The sequence below is a fragment of the Aureimonas phyllosphaerae genome, from assembly GCF_047943035.1.
Lineage (GTDB): Bacteria > Pseudomonadota > Alphaproteobacteria > Rhizobiales > Rhizobiaceae > Aureimonas > Aureimonas phyllosphaerae.
On sequence record NZ_CP181348.1, the window covers coordinates 970242 to 985467 of the forward strand.

The following is a 15226-nucleotide window of genomic DNA, read 5'->3' on the forward strand; positions in this document are numbered from 1 at the left end:
AGGCCGCATGACGCAATGGCTCGTCGACCACAAGATACCGCTCGGGGCCTGGCTGCGCGCCTTCGTCGACGCGCTCACCACCAATGCGCAAGGGGTGTTCGACGCGATCTCGGTCAGCCTCGAGTTCCTGATCGGCGGGCTGACCGCCGGGCTTGAGGCGATCCCGCCGCTTCTGTTCATCGCGTTGGTCGCGGTGGGCGCCTATGTCCTGCACCGGTCGCTTGCGCTCGCCGCCTTCGCCGTCCTCTCGCTGCTTCTGATCGTCAACCTTGGCTACTGGGCCGAAATGATCCAGACGCTGTCGCTCGTCTTCTGCGCGACGCTTGTCTGCGTCATCGTCGGGGTGCCGATCGGCATCGCGGCGGCACACCGGCCCTGGCTTTACCAGGCGATGCGCCCGCTTCTGGACCTGATGCAGACGATCCCCACCTTCGTCTACCTCATCCCGACGCTGGTGCTGTTCGGCCTCGGCGTGGTGCCGGGCCTCATCTCGACCGTGATCTTCGCGATCCCCGCGCCCATCCGCCTGACGCATCTCGGCTTCACCACCGTGCCGGGCGCCTTGCGCGAGGCGGCGAGCGCCTTCGGGGCCACCAAGCGACAGCTCCTGTTCAAGGTCGAGCTGCCCTATGCGCTGCCCACCATCATGGCCGGCATCACCCAGTGCATCATGCTGAGCCTGTCGATGGTGGTGATCGCCGCGCTCGTCGGCGCCGACGGTCTCGGCAAGCCGGTGGTGCGCGCCCTCAACACGGTCAATATCGCCATGGGCTTCGAGGCAGGGCTCTGCATCGTCATCCTCGCGATCCTCCTCGACCGCATCTGCAAGGCGCCGGCGCGCCGCGCCGCCAGGGGAGCACGGGCATGAGCGACACGCTTCCCGCGATCGAGTTCCGCGACGTCGACATCGTCTTCGGCGATCGGGGCGGACAGGCCATCGCCATGCTCGACAAGGGCGCGACGCGTGACGAGATCCTCAAGGCGACCGGCGCCGTCCTCGGCGCGGCCGGCGTCAATCTCACCATCCAGCCGGGCGAGATCTGCGTCCTGATGGGCCTGTCGGGCTCCGGCAAGTCGACGATCCTGCGCGCCGTCAACCGCCTCAACACCATGTCGCGCGGGCGCACGATCGTCAGCCATCGCGGCCGGCCGGTCGATGTCGGGACCTGCGATGAGGCGACGTTGCGGGACCTGCGCACGCGCACCGTTTCCATGGTGTTCCAGCAGTTCGCGCTCCTGCCCTGGCGCACGGTGCGCGAGAATGCCGGCCTCGGGCTGGAGCTTCAGGGCATGCCCGCCACTGAGCGCCGGCGCATCGTGGACGAGAAGCTCGCCATGGTCGGCCTCACGCAGTGGGCCGACAAGTATGCGCACGAGCTGTCGGGCGGCATGCAGCAGCGCGTCGGTCTTGCGCGGGCGTTTGCGACCGACGCCGACATCCTCCTGATGGACGAGCCCTTCTCGGCGCTCGACCCGCTGATCCGCACCAAGCTGCAGGACGAGCTCCTGGAACTGCAGAAGCGGATCCGCAAGACGATCCTCTTCGTCAGCCACGATCTCGACGAGGCGATGAAGCTCGGCAACCGCATCGCCATCATGCAGGACGCGCGCATCGTGCAGCAGGGAAGCGCGGAGGACATCCTCCTGTCGCCCGCGACGCCCTACGTCGCCGAATTCGTGCAGCACATGAACCCGCTCAACGTCCTGCGCGGCTCGGCGCTGATGCGCCCGGCCGGCACGCTGCGGCGCGACGGCGACACGGTGCTGCTCGACCGGGACGGCGCGATCCGCCTCGAGCTCGACGCCGCCGACCGGCCGGCAGGCGTGCGGATCGGCGCGGGCGCCGGCACGCTCGGCCACGCCGACGCGCTGGAGGGCCGGGTCGACCGCCCCTGCGACGTGATCGTGGCGCCGGCCGACCTGAAGCTGCGCGCCGCGATCGCGCTGAAGCGCCAGACCAACCACCCGATCCTTCTCGTCGACGAGTTGGGGCGGCTGGCGGGCCTGTGCGGCGACGACGAGATCTATCGCGGTCTCCTGCAGCGCGCCGCCCCGGCCTGACCGGCTCCGGTCAGTCGAGGCTGGCGCGGCCCTCGACGATCTCCTGGCGCGCCGCCTCGTGCCGGTCGCGCAATTCCTTGAAGCGCGGCACGGCGTTCATGTCCTCGCCCGTCTCGTTGCGCCGGGTGAGCGCCCAGAATTCCTCGCTTTCCGCGGCATTCAGGCCGACGAAGACTTCGTGCCCGTCGTCGTCGATCGTCAGGGCGCGCATGCCGCGCAGGAACTCGCGTTCGTCGTCCGAAATGTCCATCGCTGTCTCCCGTCTGGTCGACCGATAAAGACGCTGGCGCGCGAAACGTTCGCAGGGGGCGGGTTCGCCCGGACGATTTTTCGCTGCGGCCGGAATGCGAGGGTCGCGGCGGTCGCGGCGTTTTCCCGCTGGTGCCGGCCCCGATCGGGGGTAAGCTTGCCCGTACCAGCGGGCGGCTTCGCCCGCCGGCATGGGAGGAGACCGTATCATGATCGAGCCGCAGATCGTCGGCTGGGCCCATTCGCAATTCGGCAGGCGGGACGACGCCCGCGACACGCGCGACCTCATGGCCGAGGTCGCCCTGCCGGCGCTGAACCATGCCGGATTGCCGCCGGAGGACGTCGACGCCCTGTTCGTCGGTGTCTTCAACAACGGCTTCTCAAGCCAGGACTTCCAGGCCGCGCTCGTCGGCATGGGCACCGAGGCATTGTCGCGCACGCCCGCCATGCGCACCGAGAACGCCTGCGCCACCGGTTCGGCCGCCCTCTATGCCGCGATGGACTTCATCGCGTCCGGCCGGGGCCGCGTCGCGCTCGTCGTCGGTGCCGAGAAGATGACGGGCGTGCCGACCGCACGGGCCGGCGACATTCTCCTCTCCGCCTCGTTCCGCGAGGAGGAGGCCGACGTCGAGGGCGGCTTTGCCGGTCTCTTCGGGCGCATCGCAAGCAGCTATTTCCAGCGCTACGGCGACCGGTCGGAGGAGCTTGCGATGATCGCGGCAAAGAACCACGCCAACGGGCTTCTCAACCCCTATGCCCATATGCGGAAGGACGTCTCGGTCGAGTTCTGCAACACGGTGTCGGACAAGAACCCCTATGTCGCGGCCCCGCTGCGGCGCACCGACTGCTCGCTGATCTCGGACGGCGCGGCGGCGCTGGTCATCGCCCATCCCGACGTCGCCGCCGATCTGCAGCGGGCGGTGGGATTTCGCGCCCGCGTCCACACCAACGACATCCTCGCCATGTCGCGCCGCGATCCGACGGCGTTCGACGGGCCGCGGCGGGCCTGGGCGCAGGCGCTCGACGCCTCCGGCCTGTCGCTGGACGACCTCGATTTCGTCGAGACGCACGACTGCTTCACCATCGCCGAGCTGATCGAATACGAGGCGATGGGGCTCGCGGGGCCCGGCGAGGGCTGGCGCGTGGTGCGCGAGGGAACCACGAGCAAGGGCGGGCGTCTGCCGGTGAACCCGTCCGGGGGCCTCAAGTCCAAGGGGCACCCGATCGGCGCGACGGGCGTCTCGATGCATGTGATGGCGGCCATGCAGCTCTGCGGCGAGGCGGGCGATATGCAGGTCGCGAACGCCGCCCGCGCCGGCGTCTTCAACATGGGCGGGGCGGCGGTCGCAAGCTACGTCTCGATCCTCGAGCGGGTGCGCTGACCACCGATCCCTAGCGGCAGATCGAACGGCGAGGGTGAGGCGATCGGGCCTTGCCCGCACCTCCAAGCCGCTGTCTCGGGGCTTGGAGCCGGCCAGGGCTATTTTGTCCGTGCCGCCGTCCTCGACGCGTCGGCTCCGCAGCGGCCGATGGTTCGAAGTCCGTCGAACCGGTTCATCTGCCGTTCATGTGGGTGGGCGTAAATCGGAAGCGTCTTCACGAGAAGCGCCTGCTGGCTCCCGTCCCTTCGCGAGCAGGTGCCTATGGCTGGGCGCCCTTCATCGGGCGTCCAGCTATCTTCCCCCGCTTCCGGCAACCGATCCGACCCAAAGCCAACCACCCAACCGGAAGCCGGTGACGGCTCCCGGTTGGGCTTGGCTGCGCCCGTCAGGTTGCCCTTCCGCAGCGCGCCATCTTCGCACGGCGAAGGATATCTTCCAACTCGGCCTTCGGCCGGCCCGGCCGGTTTCTCACCCGCCCGGCAGGAGAGGCGGCGCGTCGCGCCGCAGCTCCACGCCGCTCCGGCCCTGCGCCAGCATGCGCGAGACGAGGTCCTCGACCTGCCTGGCGGCAGCCTCCACGGGCAGGCCGCCCTCACGGATGTTGGAGATGCAGTTGCGCCGCGAGTCCGGGGTGCCGGGGGTGGGCGCGTGGGTGATGTAGGCACCGAGGCTGTCGGCGGCCGAGAGCCCCGGCCGCTCGCCCACCAAAAGCACCACGACGCGGGCGCCGAGCGCTGCGCCGACCTCGTCGCCGAGCGCGACGCGCGCCTGGCGCGCCAGAACCACCGGGGCCAGCCGCCAGCCGCGCCCGGCCGCGAGCGCGGCGATGCGCAGCGCGAGCGGCGCGGCGTTCAGCGTCACCGCCGTCGCCGACAACCCGTCCGCGATCACCAGCGCGAGGTCGGCGCCCTGCGCCTCGCCGCTCAAGACATCGCGTGAGGCGTCCGACAGGCGGCGGCCGAGATCGGGACGGCGCAGATACTCCGCCCGGTCGCCGACGAGGCTTTCGACGTCGAGCGCCGCCATTCCGCCGCCGAGGACCGCCTCGCGCACGCGGGGCCAGTCGACCTCCGTCCACACCGCCTCGCGCGCTCGCGCGTGATCGAGAAGAAAGCGCTGGTGGGCGTTGGTCGGCACGCCGCCGCCCACCTCGCCGAGAGCCACGCGCGCACCGGTAAGCCGGCGAAGGTCGAGCGCGCGCGGGCCCTGGAGAGCGGGCCGATCGTCGCCGCTCATGCCGCCGCTCCCCAGTCGGAGAGAAGCGGCAGGCGGTTCCCAAGATCGTCGAGAAGTGCGCGAGAGGCGCCGAGCCGGCCGCGATCGTCGAGGATGCCGGTCTCGGCGAGCCAGCGCTCGAATTCCGGCGCCGGCGGTCGCCCCAGCGTCTGCCGCGCGAACGCCGCGTCGTGATGCGACAGCGACTGGTAGTTCAGCATGATGTCGTCGGCACCGGGCACGGTGATCACAAAATTGACGCCTGCCGCGACGAGCAGCGTCAAGAGCGCGTCCATGTCGTCGCCGTCGGCGTCGGCATGGTTGGTGTAGCAGACGTCGACGCCCATCGGCAGGCCGAGAAGCTTGCCGCAGAAGTGGTCCTCGAGCCCGGCGCGGATGATCTCGCGGCCGTTGAAGAGGTATTCCGGGCCGATGAAGCCGACCACCGTGTTGACGAGGAGCGGATCGAACTCGCGTGCCACGGCATAGGCCCGCGCTTCCATCGTCTGCTGGTCGATGCCGAAGTGGGCGTCGGCCGAGAGCGCCGAGCCCTGGCCCGTCTCGAAATACATGAACTGGCCGCCCGCCGGGCAGCGGCCCAGCGCGCGTCCCGCGTCAGCCGCCTCGCGCAGCACGGCGAGATCAATGCCGAAGCCGGCATTGGCCTTCTGCGAGCCGGCGACCGACTGGAACACGAGGTCGACCGGCGCACCCTTGGCCATCGCCTCGATCGCGACGGTGACGTGGCCGAGGCAGCAAGCTTGCGTCGGCACGCCGAGGCGGGTGCGCAGCTCTTCCAGGAGCGATACGACGCGCCGGTAGTCCTCGACCGTATCGGTCGCCGGATTGACGCCGATCACCGCGTCGCCCGATCCCATCAGGAGCCCGTCCAGCGCGGAGGCGAGGATGCCGAGGGAATCGTCGGTCGGATGGTTCGGCTGGTTGCGCGTCGACAGGCGTCCCTCGAGCCCGATCGTCGAGCGGAAGCGGGTGACGACGCGGCGCCGGGCGGCGATCGCCACGAGATCCTGCAGGCGGCAGATCTTCGACACCGCCGCCACCATCTCCGGCGTCAGACCCCGGCCAAGCGCCGCGATCGCCTCGCCGTCGGCGGCGAGCAGCCAGTCGCGGAAGGCGCCGACGGTGAGCGAGGCGACGGGCGCGAAGGCCGCCTCGTTGAACTGCCGGTCGATGAGGTCGGTGACCTCGTCGCCCCGATCCGCCAGCAGCGGCTCGGCGCGGAAGGTCTTCAAGGGCGTGTCGGCGAGCGCCATCTGCGCGGCGAGGCGTTCGACAGGGCCGGACGCCGCGATCCCGGCGAGCGCGTCGCCCGAGCGCTGGGGTGTCGCCTTGGCGAGAAGGTCGGCCAGCGTTTCGAACCGGAAGACGGTGCCTTCCACCGTGTGCGAGAAGGGCATGGGTCGGCTCCCCGTTGGCGGCGATCTGCGGGGAGCGACCGGCGGCTCCCGCTCGGGAATGGTAGGCGGGGCGAGCCCCGCACCACAAGACCGCGGCCGCTGTTCAGCCGACCTTTCGCAGGTAGGCGTACCAGTAGGCGAGGCCGACCGAGCCGCCGCCGAGGATGTTGCCGATCGTCGCGAACAGGAGGTTCTTCAGGAAGCCGAAGACCCCGAGCGCCGCGAAGGCCGACGAGTCGGTGCCGGCGGCGGCCCAGAAATCCGGCCCCGCAAAGCCCTTCACGATGAGGGCGATCGGGATGATCGACATGTTGGCGACGGAATGCTCGAAGCCGGCGGCCACGAAGGCGGTGATCGGGCCGACGATCGCGAGGATTTTGCCGGGCACGGTGCGGGCGGCCTGCGCCATCCAGACCGCAAGGCAGACGAGCATATTGGCGAGGATGCCGCTGGCGATGAGCTGGAGGATGCCCTTCTCGACCTTGCCCGTCGCGGTTTCCAGCGCCGCGAGGCCGACCGCGCCGTCGCCCGCCAGATGGCCCCCGGCGATCACGAAGAGGATCGCGACCAGAAGCGCGCCGGCAAGGTTGCCGGCATAGACCACACCCCAGAAGCGCCACATCGTGCCGCGGTCGAGCCGGTCGCGCACGCGCTGGATCACCAGCATCGTGTCGCCGGTGAAGAGCTCGGCGCCGGCCACCGTCACGAGCACGAGCCCGACGGAGAAGCCGAGGCCGGAGAGGAGATGGCGCGGCCCGGAAAAGCCCTCGCCGGCCGCGGTGACGAGATAGAGGATCGCGCCGAAGGCGATGAAGGCGCCGGCCAGGACGCCGAGAAGGAACACGTCGCCGGTCGGCTTCTTCACCTTGGCGGCGAGATAGGCGAGGGCGTTCTTCGCCGTCTCGGGCGGCGACGCGTCGTCGATCGTGTTGGTGGACTTCTCGTCGGACATGGGGGCGCTCCATCCTTGTGCTGGCGGGACGAGACACGCGCGCCCGTTCGTCAGCCGGGAAATGGATGCCGGAGGCCGCCGGGAAAGGTGCGCGCCGCGAGGCCGCGCACCGTCTCCTCGAGGGTCGGTGCTACCACTCGATGCCGATCTTGCCGAAGTGGCTGGCGCCCTCCTCATGGCGGAAGGCCTCGGCGAGATCGGCAAGGGGAAAGCGGCGGTCGACGACCGGGCGCACGCCGTTCGCCTCCAGCGCGCGCACGAAGTCCTGCTGCTGGCGGCGGCTGCCGACGATGAGCCCCTGCAGCCGCGCCTGCTTGGTCATGAAGGCGCCGGTCGGCACCTCGCCGGAAAAGCCGGTGAGAACGCCGATCAGCGAGATATGGCCGCCGATCCGCACCGCCTCGATCGACTGCGCCAGGGTGCCGGGCCCGCCGACCTCGACCACATGGTCGACACCTACACCACCGGTCCACTCGCGGATGCGGCGGCCCCATTCGGGTTCGGAGCGGTAGTTCAGGGTGAACTCGGCGCCGAGCTGGCGGGCGCGCTCCAGCTTCTCGTCCGAGGACGAGGTGATCGCGACCCGGGCCCCGAACATTCGGGCGATCTGCAGCGCCCAGATCGAGACGCCGCCGGTGCCGAGAAGGAGCACCGTGTCGCCCGCCTTCAGCCCGCCGTCGCCGACCAGCGCACGCCACGCCGTCAGACCGGCGGTGGTGATGGTCGCGGCCTCGACCGCGTCGTAGCCCTTCGGCGCCTTGGTGAAGGCCGTCGCCGGCAGGACCGCGACGTCCCGCGCGAACCCGTCGATACCGTCGCCCGGCGTGCGGGCGAAGTCGCCGGCCGTCGGCGCTCCGTCCTGCCAGTCCGGAAAGAAGCAGGAGACGACGAGATCGCCCGGCGCAAAGTCCGACACGCCCTCGCCGACGCTCTCCACGATGCCCGCGCCGTCGGCCAGAAGGATGCGGCCGTCGTCCGCCTTCATCTTTCCGGTGGCGACCGACAGGTCGTGATAGTTCAGCGAACCGCCGTGCAAGGCGACGCGAATCTCGCCGGGTCCGGGCTGGCCGGGATCGGGACGGTCCTCCGCCACGATCCGATCCAGCCCGCCGGGTGCCCTCAACGCCATCGCCTTCATCGTCACATCTCCACGTCGTCCTGCCGGTCTCCAACGGACCGTTCGGCCTACATATGAACCGTCAGGACGCCGGCGAGGGGGAGGCGTCGCGTGGAGCCGGGCGGCCGCGCCGACGCGAGGCGAGGATCTCCTCCAGTGCGACGGGGCGGAAGGGAAAGGCGTCGACGCCGACGTCGTACTGGCGCGGGATCGGCTTCAACCGGGCGTGGGAATGGCCGTGGAGGTCGATCGCGCCCTTGCCCATCCCGTTCCAGGTGCGGAACGCATAGTGGCAGAGGACGAGCGGCCGGCCCTCGACGGTGAGTTCAGCATAGGCCTGGACGCTTTGCCAGCGCGGATTGCAGCGCGTTGCGGCATCGTCGTTGTTGCCGGCGACGAGGTGCTTCACGCCGCTCAGCCGGTCGAGGAGCGCGTCCTTCAACTCGCTCGGACCCCGCGCGAAGTCGCCGAGGTGCCAGACCTCGTCGTGCGGCCCGACGACCGCGTTCCAGGCGGCAATCAGCGCGGCGTCGTGGGCGGCGAGATCGGGGAACGGTCGACGGTCGATGCGCAAGACGCGCGGGTCGTTGAAATGGGTATCGGCCGTGAAGAAGATCATCGACGCGATCTAGGGCGGCGGCGCCCGGGCGGCGCGTGTCAGGCGCTGCGCCGGCCGGTGCGCGAAGGGGGCGCGCCGTAGCGTTCGCGGTAGCGGCGCGCGAACTCTCCCATGTGAAGAAAACCCCAGCGATAGGCGATCTGCGAGACCGGCAGACGTCCTTCGTTGGCAAGAAGGTCGAGATGGGCGTTCTCCAGCCGTCGGTCGAGGATGTAGCCGAGCGGCGTCTTTCCGGTGCGCATCCGAAAGGCCGACTGCAGGGTGCGCAGGCTGACGCCGGCGGCCGCCGCGACGCTGCCGATCGTCATGGGCTCGGCGAGATGCGCCTCGATGAAGTCCACCGCCTTGTCCGCCGCCCGCAACGAGCCGTCCACGGGCTGCGCCTGCCCGCGCGGCCAGGAGGTCAGGATCTGGTTCAGGAGAAGATCCATCAGGAGCGGGCCGGTCAGCGTGGCGGCCGGCGTTCCCAGGTGGTCGCCGATCTGGCGGATCGTGTGCACCAGCGCCTGGAGGCGAGGGCCTTCCAGATTGGTCGACGGCTGGAGCCGGAGGGCGGACGGGCGCTGCCCTTCGAGCTGTTCGAAGCGCGCGCGTAGATCCGATCCGCCGACTGAGCAGTTGAGGATGTCGGAGCCCGGCTGGAAGCGCGTGGCGACGATCTCGTTCGCCGGAAGGATCGTTGCAGTGCCGACCACTGTCTCGAACTCGCGACTGGCGGTGCGACGCACGACGCCGCCGCGCAAGGGGATGCGGATCGAATAGAGATCGAGGCCTTCCGACGGCGCGCTCTCGAAGCCGGTGGAGGATTGCACCGACCAGATCGCGAGGCGCGGCGAGCGGATCCCGCCGATATCGACCTGCGGCGCCTCGCGGCCGGTCGGCCGGAAATGCATCGGCATGCGCGCCTGATCGTTCAGATGCTCGAGCGCCTCGAAACCACGGACATGATGATCGAGCCACACGTCGGCACCGGGCGACCCGGCATCGCGCGTGGCGACATCACCCCTCCCGCCGTCGCTTCGCTCCGACCTGTCCTGCACGTGCCCCGACGCCCTTTTCGGCCTTCGTCCCGATGCGTCCAGTCGCGGGGCGTCTGGGGGAAGGCTCTACGGTTGCATACCACGCTGCGGTTGATGGCGGCATTAAGGCTACCTGTCAAAGTTGCAGGAATTTTTCGCCTCGGGTTACAGCGGGATGGCGACCGGCGCGGTCTGGCCAGGATGGTCGAGGATCGCCATCGCCAGGCCGTAGATCGCCTCCAGCGCCGGCGCGGTGACGACCTCCTGCGGGCGGCCGCGCGCGACGATCCGTCCCGCCTTCAGCGCCAGGATCTCGTCGCAGAAGCGGGCGGCCATGTTGATGTCGTGGAGGACCACCACGACGCCGACGCCGTGCGACCGGCTGAGGGACCGCACGAGGCCGAGGACCTCGATCTGGTGGGCGACGTCGAGCGCCGAGATCGGCTCGTCGAGAAGCAGGCAGCCGGCGTCCTGCGCGACCAGCATGGCGAGCCAGGCGCGCTGGCGCTCGCCGCCGGACAAGGCGTCCACCGCGCGCTCAGCCAGGGCCAGCATCCCGGTGGCCTCGAGCGCGGTCTCGACATGGGCGCGGTCGTTGTCGGTGAAGCGGCCGAAGGGTCCGTGCCAAGGGTAGCGGCCGAGGGCTGCGAGTTCACGCACGGTGAGGCCGGGCGCCGGCGGCGTCGTCTGCGGCAGATAGGCGACGTGACGGGCGAAATCGCGCTCGCCCCATGCGGCCAGATCGCGATCGCCGAAGCGGACGCGACCCCCCGTCGGTCGCTCCTGGCGGGCGAGAAGCTTCAGGAGCGTCGACTTGCCCGATCCGTTATGGCCGACGAGCCCGACGACGCGGCCGGGCGCGAGTTCGAGGTCGAGGGGGTGCAGCAGGGTCCGGCCGGACACCGCGAACGACGCGCCCTGAAGGGCGTAACCCGAACCGGAGCGGGGGCTGTCGGAACGATCGTTCATGGCGCGGCGGTTCTCCGGCGGGCGAGAAGCAGCATCAGGCACGGTGCGCCGACAAGGGCCGCGACGATGCCGGTCGGCAGGGTCCAGGGAAAGGCGAGGCTGCGGCCGAGCCAGTCCGCGACCACGAGGATCGCCGCTCCCGACAAGGCGCTGACGCCGAGCGCGGGCAGCGGACGGTGGACGCCGACGAGCCGGGCGAGATGCGGGGCCATCAGGCCGACGAAGGTCAGCGGCCCGGCGATCGGCGTCGCCGCGGCGGTGAGGACCGCGGCCAGTGCGAAAAGCGCGAGACGCGTGCGGGCAAGCGGCAGGCCGAGCGCGCGCGACACCGGGGCCCCGAGCGGCAGGAGGGCCAGCGGGCGCGCGGCAAGGGCGGCAAGCGACACAAGGACCGCCGCACCCACGCCCGCCGCGATGGCGGCCTCGGGGGTGAGCCCGCCGGTCGAGCCGGCCATCCAGCCCAGCAGCATCAGCGCTCGCGGATCGCCGCCCGCCGACAGGAGGCCAACCACGGCGTCGAGCAGCGCATTGAGCGCAATGCCGGCGAGGAGCACGCGCTCGGGCTGAAAGCCGGAGCGCCGTCCGAAGGCGAGGACCGCCATCAGGACGGCGAGGCTGCCGGCGACCGCCGCCGCGCCCATCGCGGCCGTCGCCGGCGTCGGCATGAGGAACAGCACCATCGCGGCCGCGAAGGCGGCGCCCGCGCTGACGCCGAGCACCTCGGGGCTCGCCATCTCGTTGCCGGTGAGGCGCTGGAGCACGAGGCCGGCGGTGCCGAGCATCGCGCCCGCCGCGCCCGCGCCCAGCATGCGCGGCCAGCGCAGCGGCAGGATGTCGGAGAAGAGGGCCGGCGGGAGCAGGCCCCAGGCGCCCGTCTCCGGATCGGGGCCGACGAAGAGGGCAAGGAGGCCGAACGCGAGGAGCCCGCAGGCGACGGCAGTGAGCCGTGCGCGCGGGCGCGTCGGCCCACCCGCCGCCTGCCGGATGGCGCCGTCGGCCGGAATCGGCGCACGATCGGCAGTGGCGAGCCGCGGCAGGAGTAGAAGCAGAAGCGGCGCGCCGACGATCGCGGTGACCGCGCCGGTCGGCAGGAAGGTGCCGACCGGCCCCGGCACGGCCTGCAGCGCGGCGTCGGTCAGAAGCAGGATCGCCGCACCGAGCCCCGTCGACAGCGCCAGCCGCGCGGCGAAGGAGCGGGCGCCGGACAGGCGCGCGAGAAGCGGCGCGACGAGGCCGACGAAGCCGATCACGCCGACGGCGCTGACCGTAAAGGCCGAGATCGCGACCGACAGGAACACGGCCATCGCGCGCAGGCGCGCCGGATCGAGGCCGCGCGCGCGCGCGTTGGCGTCGTCGAGATCGAGGAGCGCCAACGGACGCACGAGGAGGAGGGCGGGCGGCACGAGGAGCGCGAGGCGCAGGAGAAGCGACAGGAACGGGTCCCAGCTCTGCTGCGACAGCGAGCCCGAACCCCAGATGAAGAGGCTGGCGAGGTAGCGGTCGTTGAGCAGCGTCAGGAGCGCCGAGAGGGCGCCGGCATAAAGGCCGACCACGAGGCCCGCGAGGATCAGCGAGACCGCGGCGAAGTGGCGGCGGCGCACCAGCGCGAAGACGAGGAGTGTCGACAGTCCGCAGCCGGCGAGCGTCACGAGATCGCGGCCCCAGCCGAAGAGGGCGGGGGCCATGAGCGTCGCGACGGCGAGCGCCAGTCGTCCGCCGGCCTCGACGCCGAGCGTCGTCGGCGAGGCCAGGGGATTGCGCAGGGCCTGCTGCAGGAACGCGCCGGACGCCGCGAGCGCGCCCCCGCACAGGACCGCCATCGCGAGCCGCGGCAGGGTGGCGTGCAGCAGCACCATGCGCTCGATGTCGTAGGTCCCGCCCGACGGCGCTTCGAGCGCGGCGCGAAGCGGGCCGGACACGACATAGGCGGCGAGCGCCAGGGCCGGCAGCGCGAGAAGCGCGAGGACGAGGCCGCCGCGCGGCCGGGGCAGGGCCCCCGCGCTCACGCGGCCTCCCCCGCCAGCGCACCGGTGACGAGGCGGGCGCAGCGCGCCGCCGCCGAAACGGCGCCGAAGGTGAGGACGGGAGCGATCCGCCGGACGCGGCCTTCGCGCACGAAGGGCAGTTCGGTCCAGATCGGGCTGCGCTCCAGCGTCGGCCAGGTGTCGGCGGGGGCCGGGTCGACCGACAGGAGAAGCGCGTCGCCGTAGGGCGCGAGCGCCTCCACGCCGACGGTGGCAAAGCCCCACGGGTTCACCTCGCCGGGATAGGCGTTGGCGAGCCCCAGCGCTTCGATCGCGTTGCCGAACAGGCTGGCGCGGCCGAAGACGCGGGCGTGGCGCGTATCCATGAAGGCGACCATGAGAAGCGGCGGCGGGTTCGCCGGCAGGCGCTGCGACAGGCCGGCGAGTTCCGCGTCGAAGGCGGCGAGCGCGGCCGCGGCGCGGTCCTCGAGGCCCAGCCGCCGGCCAAGCGTGAGGAGCACCTCGCGGGCGCGCGGCAGGGGGTCGGTGCCCGCGCCGTAGATCGTCAGCCGCTCCACCGGCGCGATTCGCGCCGCGGCGGCCTCGGCCATCGCGGTATAGTCGGTCGACAGGATAAGGTCGGGCTTCAGCGCCACGAGGCGCTCGAGATTGGGCTCCTGCGAGGCGCCGAGGTCGGCGACCGAGGGGGGAAGCGGCGGCTCGCCGGTCCAGACCGGCCAGTCGGCCGCCGACATCACCGCAATCGGTTCGACGCCGAGAAGAAGCAGGAGCTCGGCCAGCGCATAGTCGAAGCAGGCAACGCGCCGGGGAAAGGGAGCGGCAGCCTCGGCTGCGACGCCGGGCAGGCAGCTGGCGGCAACGAGTGCGGACAGGAAAGCCCGGCGGTGAAGGGAGAACGGCAGCATCGGCCCGTTTTTGTGGAGTACTTCAGTCACCTTTCCCCTAGCGCTCGGCCCCGCCCGGCGCAAGGCCGTGCCGCCGAAGCCTCAGCCGCGCGCCTCTCCCAGCGTGTCGGCCATGCGGGCGCCGCGCTGACCCATCGGCCGCGCCGGGCTCGTGGTGGAATCGCGCGCGGTCTGGTGCTCGAGTTCGGCGTCGAGCTCGGCGCCGACGAGCACCACCATGGTGGATACCCAGATCCAGGTCATGAAGCCGATCGCCGCGCCGAGCGACCCATAGGTCTCGTCGTAGCTGCCGAAATTCTGCGCATACCAGGAGAAGGCGATCGAGAAGATCACCCAGAGCACCGCCGCCAGTCCCGCGCCGGGCGTGATCCAGCGCCAGCGCGCCCGCTCGCGGCTCGGCCCGTAGCGGTAGACGATCGAGAGGCCGCCCGCGACGACCACGAGAAGCAGCGGCCAGCGCAGGACGAGCAGCCACGGCTCGATGCCGCCGAGACCGATGAACTCGAGCGCGATCGGCAGGAGCACGACGGCGGCGAGCGCCAGGATCAGGAACACGATCGCGCACAGGGTGAAGAACAGGGAGACCAACGTCAGGCGGACGAAGCCGCGCGCCTCCTCCTCCTCGTAGACGATGTTGAGCGCGTCGAAGAGCGTCTTCATCCCCGCATTGGCGCTCCACAGCGCGAGGCCGAGGCCGAACGCGAGGCCGAGGCCAAGCTTGGTCTCGCCCTTGGAGGCGACACGCGCCATCTGCTCGCCGATGATGTCCATCGCGCCGCCCGGCAGGAACCCGGAGAGGATGCGCATCTGGTCCCCGAAGTTCGAGGCGTCCGTGAACAGCCCGTAGATCGAGACCATCGCGGTGATCGCGGGAAACAGCGCGAGGAGGACGTAGAAGGTGACGCCCGCCGAGACCAGCATCAGCCGGTCGGCGGAAAATTCAAGGGCGGTGCGCCAGAGGACGTCGATCCAGCCGCGTGCCGGGATCTCGCCGGGATGACGCGCCTCTCGGCCGCGTCCGCGCTCCGCGACGGCCGCCGACGCGTCGGCATGGCCGGCGCCTTCGGAGCGAAAGCCCTCACCCGTCTCGTCCTGGCGTTCGCCGGCGCCGTCGCGGCGCACCAGAAGCCCGAGCGCGCCGAGCAGCCCGAGCGAGGCGAGGCCGACGACGATCTCGCCGGTTCCGATACGGTGCCGGCTGCGGCGGCGGGCGGAAAACTCCATGGCCTGTCCCCTCTGGTCTCAGCTGCAAATCCCCGCGCCCGAAACGCCGCGGATCGCCTTCCGATCCCTGCGGAAGCGGGCGCTGCCGCCAGCCGCCTAACGATACGCACC

General features: G+C 71.1%; 14 protein-coding genes. 3 read left to right on the forward strand and 11 right to left on the reverse strand.

Annotated elements, in window-relative coordinates; all coding sequences use genetic code 11:
• Positions 1-7 precede the first annotated feature (7 nt).
• Entirely contained in the window at positions 8-868 is an 861-nt protein-coding gene (gene choW / locus ACLNGM_RS04435) for a choline ABC transporter permease subunit (RefSeq protein WP_090963417.1), read from the forward strand.
• The gene (gene choV, locus ACLNGM_RS04440; RefSeq protein ID WP_416357362.1) at positions 865-2061 is read left to right on the forward strand and encodes a choline ABC transporter ATP-binding protein; all 1197 of its coding nucleotides are present in this window, start codon (positions 865-867) and stop codon (positions 2059-2061) included. The genes choW and choV overlap by 4 nt, the downstream gene beginning before the upstream one ends.
• Positions 2062-2071: 10 nt before the next feature.
• On the opposite strand, the gene ACLNGM_RS04445 is transcribed toward choV, so the two are convergent.
• Positions 2072-2311: a hypothetical protein gene (locus ACLNGM_RS04445; protein WP_416357363.1), complete on the reverse strand. Its 240-nt coding sequence runs from the start codon at positions 2309-2311 to the stop codon at positions 2072-2074.
• Positions 2312-2519: 208 nt separating this feature from the next.
• On the opposite strand from ACLNGM_RS04445, the gene ACLNGM_RS04450 reads away from it, so the two are divergent.
• A complete protein-coding gene (locus tag ACLNGM_RS04450; protein ID WP_416357364.1) occupies positions 2520-3692 on the forward strand; it encodes an acetyl-CoA acetyltransferase in 1173 nt (390 codons plus the stop codon).
• Between the two features lie 468 nt (positions 3693-4160).
• Here the strand turns inward: ACLNGM_RS04450 and eutC are convergent, their stop codons facing one another.
• From eutC to ACLNGM_RS04500, 10 genes are all read right to left on the reverse strand, one after another.
• Positions 4161-4928, reverse strand: coding sequence for an ethanolamine ammonia-lyase subunit EutC (gene eutC, locus ACLNGM_RS04455; protein ID WP_416357365.1), 768 nt, complete (start codon positions 4926-4928; stop codon positions 4161-4163).
• Positions 4925-6325, reverse strand: coding sequence for an ethanolamine ammonia-lyase subunit EutB (locus tag ACLNGM_RS04460; RefSeq protein WP_416357366.1), 1401 nt, complete (start codon positions 6323-6325; stop codon positions 4925-4927). The genes eutC and ACLNGM_RS04460 overlap by 4 nt, the downstream gene beginning before the upstream one ends.
• Positions 6326-6428: 103 nt before the next feature.
• Positions 6429-7277, reverse strand: a complete 849-nt coding sequence (locus ACLNGM_RS04465) for a formate/nitrite transporter family protein (protein WP_416357367.1) — start codon at positions 7275-7277, stop codon at positions 6429-6431.
• Between the two features lie 130 nt (positions 7278-7407).
• Entirely contained in the window at positions 7408-8415 is a 1008-nt protein-coding gene (locus tag ACLNGM_RS04470; RefSeq protein WP_416357368.1) for a zinc-dependent alcohol dehydrogenase family protein, read from the reverse strand.
• Positions 8416-8476: 61 nt separating this feature from the next.
• A complete protein-coding gene (locus ACLNGM_RS04475) occupies positions 8477-9013 on the reverse strand; it encodes a metallophosphoesterase family protein (RefSeq protein ID WP_416357369.1) in 537 nt (178 codons plus the stop codon).
• Between the two features lie 38 nt (positions 9014-9051).
• Positions 9052-9975, reverse strand: coding sequence for an AraC family transcriptional regulator (locus ACLNGM_RS04480; protein WP_416357370.1), 924 nt, complete (start codon positions 9973-9975; stop codon positions 9052-9054).
• A gap of 222 nt (positions 9976-10197) precedes the next feature.
• Entirely contained in the window at positions 10198-11001 is an 804-nt protein-coding gene (locus ACLNGM_RS04485; protein ID WP_416357371.1) for an ABC transporter ATP-binding protein, read from the reverse strand.
• Positions 10998-13007, reverse strand: coding sequence for a Fe(3+)-hydroxamate ABC transporter permease FhuB (fhuB, locus tag ACLNGM_RS04490; protein ID WP_416357372.1), 2010 nt, complete (start codon positions 13005-13007; stop codon positions 10998-11000). The genes ACLNGM_RS04485 and fhuB overlap by 4 nt, the downstream gene beginning before the upstream one ends.
• Positions 13004-13891 (reverse strand): ABC transporter substrate-binding protein, encoded by an 888-nt coding sequence (locus ACLNGM_RS04495; protein WP_416357373.1) that lies wholly within the window; start codon positions 13889-13891, stop codon positions 13004-13006. The genes fhuB and ACLNGM_RS04495 overlap by 4 nt, the downstream gene beginning before the upstream one ends.
• An 81-nt stretch (positions 13892-13972) precedes the next feature.
• Positions 13973-15115, reverse strand: coding sequence for a YihY/virulence factor BrkB family protein (locus ACLNGM_RS04500; protein ID WP_416357374.1), 1143 nt, complete (start codon positions 15113-15115; stop codon positions 13973-13975).
• Positions 15116-15226 lie beyond the last annotated feature (111 nt).